15 protein-coding genes and 1 tRNA gene are annotated in these 16,663 nt (G+C 64.6%); 11 read left to right on the forward strand and 5 right to left on the reverse strand.

Annotated elements, in window-relative coordinates:
- Positions 1-4: 4 nt before the first annotated feature.
- Entirely contained in the window at positions 5-1,888 is a 1,884-nt protein-coding gene (locus tag AC1ROB_RS10795; RefSeq protein ID WP_492971170.1) for a TRAP transporter large permease, read from the reverse strand.
- A 67-nt stretch (positions 1,889-1,955) separates the two neighbouring features.
- Positions 1,956-2,981, reverse strand: a complete 1,026-nt coding sequence (locus tag AC1ROB_RS10800; RefSeq protein WP_492971169.1) for a TRAP transporter substrate-binding protein — start codon at positions 2,979-2,981, stop codon at positions 1,956-1,958.
- Positions 2,982-3,255: 274 nt separating this feature from the next.
- Between AC1ROB_RS10800 and AC1ROB_RS10805 the strand changes: the two genes are divergently transcribed.
- From AC1ROB_RS10805 to AC1ROB_RS10835, 7 genes are all read left to right on the forward strand, one after another.
- Positions 3,256-3,732, forward strand: a complete 477-nt coding sequence (locus tag AC1ROB_RS10805; protein ID WP_492971168.1) for a (2Fe-2S)-binding protein — start codon at positions 3,256-3,258, stop codon at positions 3,730-3,732.
- A 17-nt stretch (positions 3,733-3,749) separates the two neighbouring features.
- Positions 3,750-5,939, forward strand: a complete 2,190-nt coding sequence (locus AC1ROB_RS10810; protein WP_492971167.1) for a xanthine dehydrogenase family protein molybdopterin-binding subunit — start codon at positions 3,750-3,752, stop codon at positions 5,937-5,939.
- A gap of 14 nt (positions 5,940-5,953) precedes the next feature.
- Positions 5,954-6,403, forward strand: coding sequence for a sulfur oxidation c-type cytochrome SoxX (soxX, locus tag AC1ROB_RS10815; protein ID WP_492971166.1), 450 nt, complete (start codon positions 5,954-5,956; stop codon positions 6,401-6,403).
- Positions 6,404-6,406: 3 nt separating this feature from the next.
- A complete protein-coding gene (locus AC1ROB_RS10820; RefSeq protein ID WP_492971165.1) occupies positions 6,407-6,862 on the forward strand; it encodes a SoxY-related AACIE arm protein in 456 nt (151 codons plus the stop codon).
- 5 nt (positions 6,863-6,867) lie between these two features.
- Positions 6,868-7,188 (forward strand): thiosulfate oxidation carrier complex protein SoxZ, encoded by a 321-nt coding sequence (soxZ, locus tag AC1ROB_RS10825; RefSeq protein WP_492971164.1) that lies wholly within the window; start codon positions 6,868-6,870, stop codon positions 7,186-7,188.
- Positions 7,189-7,198: 10 nt separating this feature from the next.
- On the forward strand, positions 7,199-7,972 hold the full coding sequence (soxA, locus tag AC1ROB_RS10830) for a sulfur oxidation c-type cytochrome SoxA (RefSeq protein WP_492971163.1): 774 nt from the start codon (positions 7,199-7,201) through the stop codon (positions 7,970-7,972).
- Positions 7,973-8,061: 89 nt separating this feature from the next.
- Complete coding sequence (locus AC1ROB_RS10835) at positions 8,062-8,745, forward strand: hypothetical protein (RefSeq protein ID WP_492971162.1); 684 nt, start codon at positions 8,062-8,064, stop codon at positions 8,743-8,745.
- Positions 8,746-8,805: 60 nt separating this feature from the next.
- Here AC1ROB_RS10835 and AC1ROB_RS10840 read toward each other — a convergent pair.
- A tRNA-Val gene (locus tag AC1ROB_RS10840) sits at positions 8,806-8,880 on the reverse strand.
- A gap of 104 nt (positions 8,881-8,984) precedes the next feature.
- Positions 8,985-9,866 carry a LysR family transcriptional regulator gene (locus AC1ROB_RS10845; protein ID WP_492971161.1) on the reverse strand — a complete coding sequence of 294 codons (882 nt, stop codon included), beginning with the start codon at positions 9,864-9,866 and terminating at the stop codon, positions 8,985-8,987.
- Between the two features lie 135 nt (positions 9,867-10,001).
- Between AC1ROB_RS10845 and AC1ROB_RS10850 the strand changes: the two genes are divergently transcribed.
- The 4 genes from AC1ROB_RS10850 to AC1ROB_RS10865 are packed head-to-tail and all read left to right on the forward strand — an operon-like array spanning position 10,002 to position 14,082.
- Positions 10,002-10,991 carry a Bug family tripartite tricarboxylate transporter substrate binding protein gene (locus tag AC1ROB_RS10850; protein ID WP_492971160.1) on the forward strand — a complete coding sequence of 330 codons (990 nt, stop codon included), beginning with the start codon at positions 10,002-10,004 and terminating at the stop codon, positions 10,989-10,991.
- Positions 10,992-10,995: 4 nt separating this feature from the next.
- Positions 10,996-11,457: a tripartite tricarboxylate transporter TctB family protein gene (locus tag AC1ROB_RS10855; protein WP_492971159.1), complete on the forward strand. Its 462-nt coding sequence runs from the start codon at positions 10,996-10,998 to the stop codon at positions 11,455-11,457.
- Between the two features lie 7 nt (positions 11,458-11,464).
- Positions 11,465-12,967: a tripartite tricarboxylate transporter permease gene (locus tag AC1ROB_RS10860; RefSeq protein WP_492971158.1), complete on the forward strand. Its 1,503-nt coding sequence runs from the start codon at positions 11,465-11,467 to the stop codon at positions 12,965-12,967.
- Between the two features lie 32 nt (positions 12,968-12,999).
- Complete coding sequence (locus tag AC1ROB_RS10865) at positions 13,000-14,082, forward strand: lactonase family protein (RefSeq protein ID WP_492971157.1); 1,083 nt, start codon at positions 13,000-13,002, stop codon at positions 14,080-14,082.
- A gap of 75 nt (positions 14,083-14,157) precedes the next feature.
- On the opposite strand, the gene AC1ROB_RS10870 is transcribed toward AC1ROB_RS10865, so the two are convergent.
- Positions 14,158-16,611: a penicillin-binding protein 1A gene (locus tag AC1ROB_RS10870; RefSeq protein WP_492971156.1), complete on the reverse strand. Its 2,454-nt coding sequence runs from the start codon at positions 16,609-16,611 to the stop codon at positions 14,158-14,160.
- Positions 16,612-16,663 lie beyond the last annotated feature (52 nt).

The raw sequence follows: 16,663 nt of genomic DNA on the forward strand, positions 1-16,663 counted from the left end.
GGGATCAGTTCATGCCGAATTTTGCAGGAAGCCAGAGCGAGAAGGTCGGAAACAGCACCAGTATAATTAGCCCCAAAGCCAGGATGGCAAGGTATTTTGCCATCGGACGCGCCACATCCTCAACCCGGGTGCCGGTCATCGCGCAGGTGGCGAACAGCCCCAGGCCGACGGGAGGGGCGAAGAGCCCAAAGCCCATGGCGATGACCATCACGGTGCCGAAATGCAGGGGACTGACGCCAAGCTGGGCGGCGATGGGGGTGAGCAGCGGGCCGAAGATGATCAGCGCCGGCGCGCCTTCCAGCACAGCGCCGAAGAAGATCATCACCACGGTGGCGAGCAGAACGAACATGACGCTGCCGTATTTGTGACCGAACTCGATCATGGTCTGCGAGATCAGGGTGGGAATCTGTTCGATGGTCAGCGCATAGGCAAAGCCCGAAGCGGCGGCGACAATGAACAGGATGCTGCCGGCCATGGCTGCTGACTGCACGAACAGCTTTATGGTTATGCGCGTGGTCAGCTCGCGGAAGGCCAGGCCGCCGACGACCAGGGCATAGACCACGGCGAAGGCGGAAATCTCGGTCGAGGTCGCCAGGCCGGCCATGACGCCACGGCCGATCATCAGGATCATGATGAGGGCCACCAGGGAGCCAACGATCAGTTGCGCCATCGAGCGGTCGCTGGCTTTCAGATACTGCGGATCGACCTTGCCGCCAAACCAGATGGCGACGGCTGCCAGCAGCAAGGCGAGGAAAGCCGCCGGCACCAGGCCGGCCACGAACAGGCCGCCGACCGACACATTGGCGACGAAGGCGAAGATGATCATGTTGACGCAGGGCGGAATGGTTTCCGCCATCACGGCCGTGCATGCGAGCAGGCCTGCGGTTTCATTGGGATCCTGCCGGCTGCGCCGCACCGCCGGCATGATGATGCCGCCGACGGCGGCAATATCGGCCAGCTTGGAGCCGGAGATGCCGGAGAAAACCGCGGTGGCGACGATGGTGATCAGGTTGATGCCGCCGCGCATGCGACCCATCATGCGCAACAGCAGCTCGATCAGGCGCGAGGACATGCCGTTCGCTTCCATCGCCAGTCCGGCCAGCACGAAGAAGGGAATCGCCAGCAGCACGAAATGATCGGCGCCGGCCGACACCTGCTGCGAATAGATCACCATCGGCAGGGAGGGATCGGCGAGGAAATACGCCAGGGATGCGAAGGCCAGGGCAAAGGCAATCGGCACACCGATCACCACGCTGCCGATGAAGCCGACCAGCAGCAGAACCAGCGGCGAAGGTGCCGAGGCCCAGGCCAGCGTGTGCCAGAGCCAGAGGCCAGCGCCCAGGATGATCGCAACGGCCAGGGTGCCGAAGGCCAGGGCACGCGACGCCTCGAAGGCATTGGCCAGCGCGAAGACCACCATGCACAGGCTGCCGACCAGCACCGGATAGATATAGATGCCGTGCGGCAGGCCCAGCGGTGTGGTCTGGCCGGCGCTTTCCTCGATCAAGGAATAGGTCGTGGCCAGCAGGGCGAGCGCCACGCCGACGACAACCCAGCGGCCGAACTGCACCAGGGCCGCCTGCCAGTGCAGCGGGAAGGCAGCGCGGAAAACGTCGATGCCGGCATGGTGGCTGCGACCGAGCGCCGTGGCGGCGCCGAAGAAGACCAGCAGCACCATCAGGGCGCGGGCCACTTCCTCGGCCCAGTCGACGGGGTCATGTAGGAAATAGCGATAGATCACCGAGGCGAAGACCACCAGCACGTCGACCGCCAGGGCCAGGCCGGCGGCGTGTTCGATCACGCTCAGGCCGTGGCGCAGCACGCCGCCCATGCGGCCGTAGCGGGCATACAGGAGGGGAGCATCGGGAAGCGGCGCACTGCTGTTCATGACAATACTTTCCTTGTCGGCTCCGGTCCGCCTTGCAGGGCGTGACCGGAGCCTGGGTCCAGGATGTTTAGCCGCGCGCCTTGGCGATGGCGTCGAACACCGGCTTGGTCGCCGGATACTGGGTCATGAACTGCGCATACAGTGTATCCGAGATCGGTTTGGAGATCGCGGCGCGGTCAGCGGCCGGGAAGGGCGTAAAGGTGACGCCCAGTTTCTCCAGCTCCTTCATCGCTTCGGTCGCCTTGGCATCGGCGATGGCGCGCTCGGCCACGGTGGCGTCGCGGGCGGCGGCCATGAAGGCGGCCTTCATGTCATTCGGCACCTTGGCCAGGCCGCGCTTGCCGATGGCGCAGATCATCGGACTGAACAGATGGTCGGTGCGCAGGCAGAATTTGGCCACTTCGTAGAAGCGGTTCGACAGCACGGTGGCCGGATCATGCTCAAAGCCATCGACCACGCCGGTCTGTAGCGCGGTATACAGCTCGTTGACCGGGATCGGCACCGGCACGGCACCCATCAGCTTGAACGTCTCGATGAAGGCCGGCGCCGGCAGCACGCGCAGCTTGACGCTCTTCAGGCCGGCCAGGTTCTCGGCCTTGGTGCGGGTGTAGACGCTGCGGGCGCCGAAATGGAAGCCCCAGCCCAGCACGTTGACGCCCTTGCGCTCATCCAGCATGGCCTCGAAGGTCTTGCCCACGCCGGCATCCAGCGCCTTGGCGCCATGGGCGTAGTTGTCGAACAGGAAACCAAGATCCAGCGCGCCGAGTTCGGGCACGGCGGTGGCCCAGATCGACGAGCCGGTGATCATCATGTCGACCGAGCCGATGATGACCTGCTGCACCACATCGGCTTCCTTACCGAGCTGGCCGTTGGGGAAGAAATCCAGCCGGATCTTGTCGCCGACCTTGGCCTTCAGATTCTTCTGGAAGATGTCGAACCAGGCATGATGCGCCGCATTGGGGTCGATCGGCATGCTGGACGAAACGCGGAAGGTGATCGGCGCGCCCTGGGCCAGGATGGCAGGCGCGGGGAACAGGCTGGCGGCGGCGAGGCCGGCGCCAGCGCCGACAAAGTGACGACGCGTGATCGACATGGTTGGTTTCCTTCCCGGTTGGTGGTCTTTTTATGATTTGGTGTATCGATTTACTAAATCGATTTATCTAAATTGCCCCAGACCTGTCAACTGCAATCCAAACGGGATGGCGCGCCGCAGGGTTTGGGTGCAGTGCACACGGGCCGGCCCATGTTTCGCCGCCTATCACAAACATGTGCCTCGGCGCTGCAACCGGTCCCGGTTGTATACTGACGACGCCCTAAAGCCCGAATAGCAGCAGCGCCGCGCCCCGCGGCGGACCAGGAGGACGGCAATGCCCAAGCTCAATGTGAATGGCAAAGTGCGCGAGTTCCGAGCCGAGGAGGATACGCCGCTGCTCTGGGTGATCCGCGAACAGCTCAAGCTGACCGGCACCAAATACGGCTGCGGCGTCGCGCAATGCGGCGCCTGCACGGTGCATGTGGATGGCGAGGCGGTGCGCTCCTGTGCCATGCCGGCTTCCGCCATCAATGAGAAGCAGAAGATCGTCACCATCGAAGGCCTGTCGCCGAATGGCGGCCATCCGGTGCAGAAGGCCTGGCTTGACCAGGATGTGCCGCAATGCGGCTATTGCCAGGTCGGCATGATCATGGCGGTGGCGGCGCTGCTGAAAAAGACGCCGAAGCCCACCGACGCCGATATCGACAACGAGATCACCAATATCTGCCGCTGCGGCACCTATAACCGCGTGCGCAGCGCCATTCATCAGGCCGCCGGCATGGGCGCCGCCGCGCCGCGCACGCGCAGCTAAGCGGGAGGAGAGCCATCATGACTGCCATGACATCCCTGTCCCGCAAGAAAGTCTCTCGCCGCGGCTTCATCGCCGGATCGGCTGCCGCTGCCGGCGGCCTGACCATCGGCTTCCATATCCCCTTCGATGCACTGGCGCAGCCGAAGGCCGTGCCCGAGATCAATGCCTGGGTGGTGATCAAGCCCGACGATACCGTGGTGATCCGCATCGCCCGTTCCGAGATGGGGCAGGGCACGCTCACCGGCCTGGCCCAGCTCGTGGCCGAGGAACTGGAATGCGACTGGTCGAAGGTGACCACCGAATATCCCACACCTGGCCAGAACCTGGCACGCAACCGCGCCTGGGGCAATTTCTCCACCGGCGGCAGCCGCGGCATCCGTGAGTCGCATGACTACGTCCGCAAGGGTGGTGCCGCGGCGCGCATGATGCTGGTACAGGCTGCGGCCGAACAGTGGAAAGTGCCCGTGACGGAATGCGTGGCGGAGAAGAGCGTCATCACGCACAAGCCGTCGAACCGCAAAACTTCCTACGGCAAGGTGGCCGATGCGGCGGCGAAGTTGACGCCGCCGACCGATGTGCCGCTCAAGGACCCGAAGGACTGGAAGGTGGTGGGCAAGCCGGTCAAGCGGCTGGATACCGTCGACAAGCTGACCGGAAAGCAGGTCTATGGTGTCGATCTGCAGCTGCCCGGCCTGCTCAATGCGGCGATCAAGGATTGCCCGGTCTTCGGCGGCAAGGTGAAAAGCTTCGATGCCACCGCGGTGATGAAAAAGCCCGGCGTGAAAAAAGTTGTGCAGGTCGGCGACAGCGCCGTTGCCGTGGTTGCCGATACCTGGTGGCGGGCAAAATCCGCACTCGATGAGTTGCCCATCGTCTGGGATGAAGGCGCGAATGCCAATGTCTCCAGCGCCACCATCGCCGCCACGCTGAAGGAAGGCCTGGATGCGAAGGAGGCGGCGCCCGGCAACAAGGTCGGCGACGTGGAAGCGGCGCTCGCCGGTGCGGCACGCAAGGTCACGGCCACCTACTCCTATCCGTTCCAGAATCACGCCACCATGGAGCCGATGAACGCCACGGCGAAATACACGCCGCAGCGTTGCGAGGTGTGGACGCCGACGCAGAATGGTGAGGCCGCCCTGGCCGCCGCTTCGGAAGCCTCCGGTCTGCCGCCGGCGCAATGCGAAGTCTACAAGCTGCACCTTGGCGGCGGTTTCGGCCGGCGCGGCGCAGTGCATGACTGGGTCCGGCAGGCCGTGGCCATTGCCAAGGAAATGCCCGGCACGCCGGTCAAGCTGATCTGGTCGCGTGAAGAGGACATGACCCATGGCCGCTATCACCCGATCACCCAGTGCAAGATGACGGCGGCGCTGAACGACAAGAATGAAGTGACCGGCCTGCATATGCGCATCTCCGGCCAGTCCATCGTCGCCGGCATCTTCCCGCAGAATATCCGCAACGGGCTCGATCCGGTGGTGTTCCAGGGGCTCAATCCCGGCGGCCCGGAAGCGGCCATCGGCTATACCTTCCCGAACCTGCTGATCGATCACGCCATGCGCAACCCGCATGTGCCGCCGGGCTTCTGGCGCGGGGTGAACCTGAACCAGAACACGATCTATCTGGAAAGCTTCGTCGACGAGCTGGCCCATGAGACCAAGACGGATCCGCTGGAATTCCGTCGCAAGCTGATGGTCAATCACCCCAAGCACCTGGCCGTGCTGAACGCGGTGGCTGAGAAGGTCGAATGGTCGAAGCCGGCACCTGCCGGCATCTTCCGTGGCCTGGCCCAATGCATGGGCTTCGGCTCATATGTGGCGGCCTGTGCCGAAGTGTCGGTGGGCAAGGATGGCAAGATCAAGGTGCACCGCATCGTCGCGGCCACCGATCCGGGTTATGCCGTCAACCCGCAGCAGATCGCGGCCCAGGTGGAAGGCTCCTTCGTCTACGGCCTCACGGCAGCTTTCTATGGCGAGTGCACCGTGGCGAAGGGCCGCATCGAGCAGGAGAATTTCGATACCTACACGATGATGCGCATCGACGAGATGCCGAAGGTGGAGACCGTGATCGTGCCGTCGGGCGGCTTCTGGGGCGGTGTGGGCGAACCCACCATCGCCGTGGCGGCGCCAGCGGTGTTGAACGCGATCTTTGCGGCCACCGGCAAGCGCATCCGCGACCTGCCGCTCAAGAACCACGATCTGAAGTCGGCCTGACGGGCGCGGACTGAGTGGGGCTTCGGCTGGCGATTGCGCTGGGTATGCTGGCGGCGCTTACGGGCGGTTCGGTTCATGCCGAACCGCCGGTCGCCTATACGGCTGCCGGCGATGCGATCCCGCAACCGCTCGCCGGGCGCACCGGCGATGCGGGACGCGGGCGCGGCATCGTGGTCAGCCGGCAGAAGGGGCTTTGCCTGCTCTGCCATAGCGGACCGTTTGCCGAGGAGCGCTTCCAGGGCAATCTTGCGCCCTCGCTGGCCGGCGCCGGTTCGCGCTGGTCGGAAGGACAGTTGCGTTTGCGGATCGTTGATTCACGACGGGTGAATGCGGAAACCATCATGCCGCCTTACTATCGTGTCGATGGTCTCAATCGCGTCGGTGCGGCCTGGCAGAATGCCACGGTGCTGACGGCGCAGGAGATCGAGGATGTGGTGGCGTTTCTGAAGACCTTGCAGGAGTAACGCATGGACGGGCGAGCGGTGACGCGACGGACGGCCTTGATCGGCGGCATGGGCCTGACCGGCCTGCTGGTGCTGCGTCCCGATGCCTTTGCCACACCGGCCGAACTGGCCGGTGCGATTGCCGAATTCACCGGCAATGTTTCGCCGCAGCGCGGGCGCATCAAACTGGACCTGCCGCCGCTGGTGGAGAACGGCAATTCGGTCTCGGTGACCGTGAAGGCCGACAGCCCGATGACGCCGGACAACCATGTGCGCGCCATCGCCATCTTCACCGAGCAGAATCCGCAGCCCAATGTGGCGGTCTTCCGCTTCGGCCCGCGGGCCGGACGGGCATCCGTGACGACCCGCATGCGGCTCGCCACCTCGCAGAAAGTGATTGCCGTGGCGGGATTCAGCGATGGCACGTTCTGGTCCGATCAGGTCGAGGTGATCGTGACCCTTGCCGCCTGTGTGGAGTGATCGCCATGGCGCGCGCATTGATCAGCCTGCCCAAGACCGCGAAGAAAGGCGAGATCATCGAGATCAAGACGCTGATCTCGCATGTGATGGAAACCGGCTACCGGCCTGGTGCCGATGGCAAGGTGGTGCCGCGCGACATCCTGCGGCGTTTCACCTGCCGCTATGCCGGGGAAGAGGTGTTCAGCGCCGACCTGCATCAGGCGGTCGCCGCCAACCCCTTCATCAGTTTCAGCACGGTCGCAACCCAGAGCGGCACGCTCAGTTTCACCTGGGACGGCGACAACGGTTTCTCGCAGACTGAAACCGCGACGATCACGGTCACATGATCGCTGCGACATGATCCGGTCTGTCCTGCTGCTATTGGTCGTCATGCTGGGTGGCATCGCCATGGCCGCGGATATTCCGCTGGCCGAGCGCAGGTCCGGCTTCGACTTCATGACCCGCGATACCCAGGCGATGCAGCAGGACGACACGCTCAACCCCGCCATGCTCTGGGTGGCGGAAGGCGAAGCGCTGTGGAGCGAAGCGCCGGGAGCTGCGGCCAAATCCTGCGCGGCCTGCCACGGCGATGCCACGGTGACGATGCGCGGTGTCGCCGCGCGCTACCCGGCCTTCGATGAGCGCACACAGAAGCCCGTCGACCTGCAGCAGCGCATCAATGCCTGCCGCCAGACCCATCAGCAGCAGCCGGCCCATGAACCCGAAAGCCGGGCCTTGCTGGGTCTCGCCGCCTATATCGGGCAGCAGTCGAAAGGCATGGCCGTCGCGCCGCCTGATGATGCGCGGCTGCAGCCGGCGCGCGCGCGCGGCCAGACGCTGTTCGGCACGCCCATGGGGCAGCTCAGTTTCTCCTGTGCGCAATGCCATGACGACAACTGGGGCAAGCGGCTGGCCGGCAGTCCGATTCCGCAGGCCCATCCGACCGGCTATCCGATCTATCGTCTGGAATGGCAGGCGATGGGGTCGCTGCAGCGCCGCCTGCGCAACTGCATGACCGGCGTGCGTGCCGAGCCGTATCCCTATGGCGCCGACGAACTGGTGGAGCTGGAGCTCTATCTCAACAGCCGCGCAGCCGGCATGCCGATGGAGACGCCGGCGGTGCGGCCGTGATCGCCGAGCATTGACCACGGCGGTGGCGGGCTGATAATCCGGGCTACCCTCGAGGCATAGCCCAGACAATGGACGACAAGATCCACCCCTTGAAACCGACCCTTCATGCAGGGCTGGCGGAGCGTCTGGACAAGGCCCTGCTGTGGCGGGCCGAGAAGGCCCAGGTGAAGATCGAGGATGTCGCCGGTTCCGTCGGCCTCACGCCGGCCGCGCTGTCGGCGAAACGGGCGGGGCGCGATCCGATCCTGTTCCAGGAAGTCGAGGCGCTGGAGGATTACTTCACCAGCATCGGCTTTCCGGGCCTGATGGACGAGGTGCGTACGCCGCATGGATGGTCGGCGCAGCCGCTGCCGATGAGCGTGGCGCGCAACAATCCGATCGCCAGCCGCCTGCTGGATGCTGTGCCCGACATCCGCAATGCCGGCACGTCGCTGCCCGAGCTGCTCGGCGACAGGGGGCTGCTAGCCTATGTGCATATCATGATCAAGGCGGACGATTCGATTCGAACCGTCCATTGCGGCGGCGCAGCGGCGGCTCATTCGGTCAATGTCGACCGCAGCATTCTCGGTCGCGACCTGCGCACGCTCAGCGACCGGGCCTATGGCTATTTCCTGCACAACCATGTGTCGGAACTGCTGCGGCGCGGCCAGCCCGATCTCTGTCGCATCACGTCCCCTACGCTGCACTACTCGCGGCTCGGCATTCCGGCGGGGATAACGCTGGTGTCGTATTCCTTCGATGTCGAGGCGATGGATTCGTTCTCGCTACGCTGACGGCGAAGCATTCGACCCCGATAGCGGTGACAGGAGATGCGGAAAAGCGTTGTGAGAAAATGGTGGGCGGTACTGGGATTGAACCAGTGGCCCCAGCAATGTGAATGCTGTGCTCTACCGCTGAGCTAACCGCCCGCCAGAACGGAGCGTATAAAGAGGCGGCCCGATTGTGTCAAGCGGCCTGTGGTTCCAAGGGCTTAGCCTCGGCTGCAGGCCTGGAAATACCGACCCTGCGGGCCTCACCCCAGACCGGGCACCTGGGCCAGCAGCACCGGCAGCGAGGGATTGGTGTTGCCGCGCCGCCAGGCCAGATGCAGTTCCACGATATGGGCGCCGACATCGATCGGCCGCAGCAGCACGCCCCGGAAGCGCAGATTGGTCGCCGCCTGCGGCACCAGCGCCAGGCCAAGCCCGGCCCGCACCAGGCCGAGGACGGAATGAATCTGGCTGATATACTGCACATATTGCGGGGCGATGCCGGCTGCGGCAAAGATCGCCGCCAGCAGGTCGTAGAAATACCGTCCCTCATAGGGTGAGTAGGTGACGAAGGGCTGGCGGTCGAGATCGGCCAGGCTCACGCGCTCGGTTTTGGCCAGCGGATGATCGACCGGGACGGCCAGCATCAGCGGCTCACGCACCACGCATTTGGAATTGAGTTCGACGCGGCTGAAGGGTGGGCGGATCAGGCCGATATCGATCCGCCCGCCCGCCAGCGCCTCAAGCTGATCGGCGGAAACCATCTCGCGCAGGATCAGATCGATATCGGGTGCGGCCTTGCGAAAATCGGCGATCATGCGTGGCAGGAAGTCATAGCCCGATACCGCCGTGAAGCCGATGCTGACCGTGCCGGCCTCGCCGCGCGCCGTACGCTTCACCGACAGTGCGGCGGCTTCCGACAGGCCGAGCAGACGGCGCGCTTCCGGCAGGAAGGTGGCGCCAGCCGGCGTCAGCATTACGGAACGGCTGGTGCGGTCGAACAGTTTGACCTCCAGCGCATGTTCCAGCAGCTGGATCTGCCGGCTCAGCGGCGGCTGGGTCAGGTTCAGGCGCTGCGCCGCGCGGCCGAAATGCAGCTCCTCGGCCACGGCAACGAAGCATCTGAGTTGGCTGAGCTCGAACATCGATCCAAAAAAGGTATTGATCTAGTCTGAAATTAACTCATTCAGGCATCGAATGTCCATTACCATGACCGACAGCAGGCGGCGCAGACCGTCCAGCCAACACCATTGGCCAACATATTCTTGGAGGAACGCCAGATGAAGACCCGCATGATCCGGGCTGTAGCCCTGACGGCTGCTGCCATCGCCGCTTTCATATCCGCGCCATCCATCGCGCAGGCCCAGGACTTCAAGGGGCCAGTGCGCATCATCGTGCCGTTTGCGCCGGGCGGCACGTCGGACATTCTTGCCCGCATGATCGGGCCGAAGCTGTCGGAAGCCATCGGCCAGTCGGTGGTGATCGAGAACAAGCCCGGCGCTGCCGGCAATCTGGGCGCCGAAACGGTCGCCAAGGCCAAGCCCGACGGCCACACCCTGCTGCTGATGGATGTGGGTAACCTCTCCACCGCGCCCAGCCTGTTCCCCGATCTCAACTTCAATATCGAGAAGGATCTCGCCACCGTCGGCATGGTGATGTTCGGCCCCTATGTGCTGGCCGTGCATCCCTCGGTGCCCGCCACCAATCCGAAAGAGCTGATCGCCTATGCCAAGGCCAATCCGGGCAAGCTGGCGGTGGCCAATTCCGGCGTCGGCGCGGTGAACCACATCACGGCTGTGCAAATGGCAAAAGCACTTGGCATTGAATGGAAGAACGTGCCCTACAAGGGCGGCGCCGCCGCCTCGCGCGCTGTAATCAGCGGCGAGAGCAACACCATCATCAATGGCACGACGGCGACCCTGCCATTCGTCGCCAACAAGCAACTGGTCGGCATCGCGGTGACCGGTGAGGAGCGCCTGCCGGCCGCCAAGGACCTGCCGACCTTCAAGGAAGCCGGCTGGCCTGCGCAGGACGCCGGCACCTGGCAGGGCCTGATGACCACCGGCGGCACGCCGGCGGCCACCGTCAATCGCCTGAATGCCGAACTGAAGAAGATTCTGGCTCAGCCCGATGTGCAGGCCAAGATCGCCGAACAGGGCGGCGTGGTGAAGGCCGGCTCGCCCGACGACTTCAAGACCTGGCTGGCCAGCAGCGTGAAGACCTGGGGCGGCATCATCAAGGAAGCTGGCATCAAGCCGGCCAACGACTGACCGCATGATCAAGCGGATCGACTGGCCGGACTTCCTGTTCGGCCTGTTCCTGCTGCTGGTCGCGACGGGCACGCTTGTCGCGACCAGGAAGCTGAGCATCGGCTCGGCGGCGAATATGGGGCCTGGCTACATGCCGCGCGTCATCGCCGTTGCGGTGATCGGCTTCGGGCTGTTTTTCCTGATCCGTGGCCTGCTGCGCGGTTTCCAGGGCATCGAGCGCGTGCAGTTGCGTCCGCTGCTCGGCATCGTGATCGCCGGCGCCGTCTTCACCCTGCTGGTGGAAGTGGCGGGCCTGGCGCTGGCTTCTGTCGCCGCCATCGTGATCGCCGCCTTTGCCACCCGAGAGGTGCGGCCGGTGGAAGCGCTGGTCTTCGGCTGCGTCATGGCTGCAGCCTCGGTTCTGTTATTTGTCACCGTGCTGGCGCTGCCGGTGCCGGTCTGGCCGCCGTTCCTGAGTTCGTGGTGATGTGACCATGGAACTGCTCGACAACCTGATGCTCGGCCTGAGCACGGCCTTTCAGCTCAAGAACCTGATGTTCTGCCTGATCGGCGCGCTGATCGGCACGGCGATCGGCGTGCTGCCGGGGATCGGGCCGATTCCGACCATTGCGCTGCTGTTGCCCTTCACCTTCGGGCTGGAGCCGGCCGGCGCCATGATCATGCTGGCCGGCATCTTCTACGGCGCGCAATACGGCGGCTCGACCACCGCCATCCTGGTCAATGTGCCGGGCGAGACCTCCTCTGTGGTCACCTGCATCGACGGCCACGAAATGGCCAAGCAAGGCCGCGCCGGTGCGGCGCTCGCCACTGCCGCGATTTCGTCCTTCTTCGCCGGCACGGTTGCCACCGTGGTGATCGCACTGCTCAGCCTGCCGCTGTCGGCGCTGGCCCTGAAATTCACCGCCGTCGAATATTTCTCGCTGCTGGTGCTCGGTCTGATCGCCGCCGTGGTGATGGCCCATGGTTCGGTTTCGAAATCGCTCGCCATGGTGCTGCTCGGTCTGCTGCTCGGCCTGATCGGCGTCGACGTGAATTCCGGTGTGTCGCGCATGACCTTCGGCGTCACCGAACTGTCGGACGGCATCGATTTCGTGCCGGTCGCCATGGGACTGTTCGGTCTGGGCGAGATCATTGCCAATCTGGAACGCAGCGGCGCCGACCGCCGCGTGGTCAGCCAGCGCTACCGTGACCTGATTCCGACCTGGGCCGACATGAAACAGGCCTTTCCCGCCATGGTGCGCGGCACGATGATCGGCTCGGTGCTGGGCGTGCTGCCCGGCGGCGGCGCGGCCCTGCCGCCGTTCACGGCCTATGCGCTGGAAAAGAAACTGGCGAAGGATCCCTTGCGCTTCGGCAAGGGCGCCATCGAAGGCGTGGCCAGCCCGGAAGCCGCCAACAATGCCGGCGCGCAGACCAGCTTCATCCCGCTGCTGACTCTCGGCATTCCTTCAAATGCGCTGATGGCGCTGATGATCGGCGCGCTGATGATGCAGGGCATCCAGCCCGGACCGCAGGTGATGACCGAACAGCCGGTGCTGGTCTGGGGCCTGATTGCCAGCATGTGGGTCGGCAACCTGATGCTGCTGGTGATCAATCTGCCGCTGGTCGGTGTCTGGGTCTCGATGCTGAAGATTCCCTACCGCCTGCTGTTCCCGGCCATCGTGCTGTTCTGTTGCATCGGCACCTATGGCATCTCCAACAGCCTGTTCAATATCTGGCTGATGCTGGGCTGCGCCGTGGTCGGCTATTTCTTCATCAAGATCGGTGTCGAGCCGGCGCCGCTGCTGCTCGGCCTCGTGCTGGGACCGCAGCTGGAAGAGAATTTCCGCCGCGCCATGCTGCTGTCCGATGGCGATTTCACTGTCTTCCTGCGTCACCCGATCTCGGCCGGCCTGCTGATCGTGGTTGCCATCCTGCTGCTGGCGATGCTGTCGCCGGCCATCCTGCGCAAGCGCAAGGAAGCGCTGACCGAGTAGTTCATAACCAAGAAACCACAGGGGAGTAGACAATGATCTATCGTACCGGATTGCTGGCTACAGCTGTTGCCGTCGGCCTGCTGGCCTCGGCGGCCAAAGCCGACACTTATGTCTATGTCGGCAATGCTGACAGCAATGACATTCATGTCCTGAAACTGAACAAGGCGAACGGCGATCTGACCGCTGTTCAGGTCGCGCCATTCCCCGGCATCACGAAGGCCGGGCCGTCGACGCCGCTGGCGGTCAGCCCGGACAAAAAATTCCTCTATGCCGGCGTGCGCTCCGATCCGTTCACAACGGTCGGCTTCGCCATAGATGCGGCCAGTGGCAAGCTGCAGCCCACGGCGAACGGCCCGCTGGCCGACAGCATGGCCTATGTGTCGACCGACCGTAGCGGCAAATATCTGCTCAGTGCCTCATACGGCGGCCACAAGATCGCAGTGAATCCGATCGCCCCAGCCGGCACTGTGCAGGCACCCAAGCAGATCATCACGACCGGGCAGAATGCGCATGCCATCATCGCCAGCCCTGACAACCGCTATGTCTTTGCCACCAATCTCGGCTCCGATGTGGTGCTGCAGTTCAAATTCGATGCCCAGACCGGCACGCTGACGCAGGCTGGCAATGTCGTGGCGCCGGCGAAATCCGGTCCGCGCCATCTCGTGTTCCATCCCAGCCGCAAATACGCCTATCTGATCACCGAGCTGAGCGGCGACATCATCGCCTATCACTACAATGCTAAGGCCGGCACGCTGAAAGAATTCCAGACTGTCAGCGTGATGCCCGCGGGTGGGGCTAAGCCCTGGGCGGCCGACCTGCACCTCACGCCTGACGGCAAGTTCCTCTACGGTTCAGAGCGCACCACCAGCACGATCACCGGCTTCAAGGTCGATGCCGCAAGCGGCAAGCTGACCCGCATCGGCGAAGTGCCGACCCAGAAGCAGCCGCGCGGCTTCGGCATCGATCCGGGCAACAAGTATCTGTTTGCGGTCGGTGAGCAGTCGCATGCCCTGACCGCCTATCGCATCGATGGCAAGAGCGGTGCGCTGACGGCGATCAAGGAATATCCCGTCGGCAAGAAGCCGAACTGGGTCGAGGTCATCGACTTGCCGTAAGTCGATCCGGCAGGCGACAATGGCGGGCGGCAGGCAAGCGGCTGCCCGCCAGTTTTCCGTAAAACCAGTCTGTCTTCAGTAAAGGCCGCCGGTGCCGGAGATCGGCGCCGAGCCGGCGCTGCTGCCCACGCCCGAGATGCTGTCGCGCTCGGCCTGCATCGAACCGTCCAGCACGGCGCTGCGTTCGCCCTGCTGCGGCTCGGTGCCGGGGCGGAAGGCTTCCAGGATCACGTTGCGGTCGCCCGGCCGCGCCAGTTCGCCGGTCTCGGCCTGCACGCGCACCAGCCGCACGCCGGGCGGCACGCGGAATTGGATATTCGGTTTGCCCTGCAACGCTTCGGCCATGAAGGCCTTGAACACCGGCACGGCAACCGACGAGCCGGTCTCGCGCTTGCCCATGTCGCGCGGCGTGTCGTAGCCGATGAAGACGCCGACCGCGAGATCGGGGCTGAAGCCCATGAACCAGGTGTCCATGCTGTCGTTGGTGGTGCCGGTCTTGCCGGCCAGCGGCTTGCCCAGTTCGCGGATACGAATGCCGGTGCCGCGCTGCACCACGCCTTCCAGCATCGAGACCATCTGGTAGGCGGTAACCGCATCGATCACCTGCGCGCGCGTATCGGGCAGGGCGGGCTCGCCCTGGCCGGTCCAGTCGGTGGCCAGGCAGCCGGTGCATTCGCGCCGGTCGTGGCGATAGACGGTGACACCGGTGCGGTTCTGCACGCGGTCGATCAGGGTGGGCGTGATCTTCTTGCCGCCGTTGACCAGCTCCGCGTAAGCGGTGGTCATTTTCATCAGCGTGGTCTCGCCAGCGCCCAGTGACATGGAGAGCACTGGCGGCATGTTGTCGATCACGCCGAAGCGCTTGGCATTCTCCACCACCTTTTCCATGCCGATGGCCTGGGCCAGCCGCACGGTCATCAGGTTGCGCGATTTCTCGATGCCGACGCGCAGCGTGGAGGGGCCGTAGAACTGGTCGGAATAGTTGCCCGGCTTCCACAGCGGCAGGCCCGGGCCCTGGTCGAGCACGAAGGGCGCATCCAGCACCAGCGAGGAGGGCGTGAAGCCGCTGTCCAGCGCCGCTGTGTAGACGAAGGGTTTGAAGGACGAGCCGGGCTGGCGCAGGGCCTGGGTGGCGCGGTTGAACTGGCTGATCTTGAAGTCGAAGCCGCCGACCAGCGCCAGCACGCGACCGGTATGCGGATCCATGGCGACCAGGCCGCCGCCGATTTCCGGAATCTGGCGCAGGTTATAGGCGCCCTGGGGCTTGGCCGTATCCGCGGCTTCGACAGCGATCACGTCGCCGACGGCCAGCACTTCTGCCGCCGTGCGCGGCACCGGACCGAAATGATCGGGGCCCATCTTTTTGCGCGCCCAGCGGAAACCCGTCTGCGGCAGCGTCGCCCGGTTGCCATCGGCGAAACCGATGCTGGCGCTGTCTGTCTCCAGGCTCAGCACCGCAGCCACGCGCCAGTTCACGGGCAGGCCGGGGAAGGGCGGCAGGGCCGTCAGCTGTGGGCGCCATTCGCTGCCCGGCTGCAGCTTGGCCAGCGGTCCGCGCCAGCCGCCGGCGCGGCGGTCATAGGCTTCCAGGCCATCACGCAGTACGCGCTCGCCAACCGCCTGCAGCTTGGGGTCCATGGTGGTGCGCACGCTCAGGCCGCCTTCATAGAGGCCCTTCTCGCCAAATTTCTGCACCAGGTCGCGGCGCACCTCTTCGGCGAACCAGTCGGCGCGCGCCAGCTCGGATTCCGGCCGTGCCAGCGCCACCAGCGGCGTGGCGATGGCGCTGCGCGCCTGGTCCACATTGATGACGCCGTCTTCCTGCAGGCGCTCGATCACCCAGTCGCGCCGGGCTTTCGCGCGATCGAGGTGGCGCACCGGATGATAGTTGCTCGGCGCTTTCGGCAGCGCGGCCAGATAGGCGGCTTCGGGCAGGGTGAGGTCGTAGAGCGACTTGTCGAAATAGACCAGCGCGGCCGCGGCGACGCCATAGGCGCCCGAGCCGAGATAGATCTCGTTGAGGTACAGTTCGAGGATCTTGTCTTTGCTGAAGGTCTTCTCGATGCGGAAGGCGAGTATGGCTTCCTTGGCCTTGCGGCCGAGCGATACTTCATTGCCGAGCAGGAAATTCTTCGCCACCTGTTGCGTGATGGTGGAGGCGCCGACCGGGCGGCGGCTCTGCGCCAGGTTCGCCACGTTCTGGATCACGGCACGGCCGATGCCCATCGGATCGATGCCGCTATGTTCATAGAAGTTTTTGTCTTCAGCAGAAAGGAAGGCCTGGATCACCGGCTTGGGGATCGCCTGGATCGGCACGAACAGGCGGCGCTCGCGCGAGTATTCGGCGATCAGGCGGCCGTCGCCGGCATGCAGCCGCGTCGTCACCGGCGGTTCGTATTTCGCCAGCTGCTGATAATCCGGCAGGTCGCGGCCATAATACCACAGGCCGACCAGACCGGCGACGCCGGCGCCGATCATGGCCAGCACGGCCAGGAACATCAGCAGGAAAAAGCGCGACAGCAGACGCATGGACGGGAGGCTTCCCCAGAGGGTGTTTTTCGGCCGTACAGGTACTCCCGAA

This window comes from Ferrovibrio sp. GW821-FHT12F09 (genome assembly GCF_058806775.1).

Excerpts from the sequence above, each read along its gene's own strand:
- AC1ROB_RS10795 (WP_492971170.1), bottom strand. The coding sequence starts at position 1,888 with ATGAACAGCAGTGCGCCGCTTCCCGATGCTCCCCTCCTGTATGCCCGC.
- AC1ROB_RS10800 (WP_492971169.1), bottom strand. The coding sequence starts at position 2,981 with ATGTCGATCACGCGTCGTCACTTTGTCGGCGCTGGCGCCGGCCTCGCC.
- AC1ROB_RS10805 (WP_492971168.1), top strand. The coding sequence starts at position 3,256 with ATGCCCAAGCTCAATGTGAATGGCAAAGTGCGCGAGTTCCGAGCCGAG.
- AC1ROB_RS10810 (WP_492971167.1), top strand. The coding sequence starts at position 3,750 with ATGACTGCCATGACATCCCTGTCCCGCAAGAAAGTCTCTCGCCGCGGC.
- AC1ROB_RS10820 (WP_492971165.1), top strand. The coding sequence starts at position 6,407 with ATGGACGGGCGAGCGGTGACGCGACGGACGGCCTTGATCGGCGGCATG.
- soxZ (WP_492971164.1), top strand. The coding sequence starts at position 6,868 with ATGGCGCGCGCATTGATCAGCCTGCCCAAGACCGCGAAGAAAGGCGAG.
- soxA (WP_492971163.1), top strand. The coding sequence starts at position 7,199 with ATGATCCGGTCTGTCCTGCTGCTATTGGTCGTCATGCTGGGTGGCATC.
- AC1ROB_RS10845 (WP_492971161.1), bottom strand. The coding sequence starts at position 9,866 with ATGTTCGAGCTCAGCCAACTCAGATGCTTCGTTGCCGTGGCCGAGGAG.
- AC1ROB_RS10850 (WP_492971160.1), top strand. The coding sequence starts at position 10,002 with ATGAAGACCCGCATGATCCGGGCTGTAGCCCTGACGGCTGCTGCCATC.
- AC1ROB_RS10855 (WP_492971159.1), top strand. The coding sequence starts at position 10,996 with ATGATCAAGCGGATCGACTGGCCGGACTTCCTGTTCGGCCTGTTCCTG.
- AC1ROB_RS10860 (WP_492971158.1), top strand. The coding sequence starts at position 11,465 with ATGGAACTGCTCGACAACCTGATGCTCGGCCTGAGCACGGCCTTTCAG.
- AC1ROB_RS10865 (WP_492971157.1), top strand. The coding sequence starts at position 13,000 with ATGATCTATCGTACCGGATTGCTGGCTACAGCTGTTGCCGTCGGCCTG.
- AC1ROB_RS10870 (WP_492971156.1), bottom strand. The coding sequence starts at position 16,611 with ATGCGTCTGCTGTCGCGCTTTTTCCTGCTGATGTTCCTGGCCGTGCTG.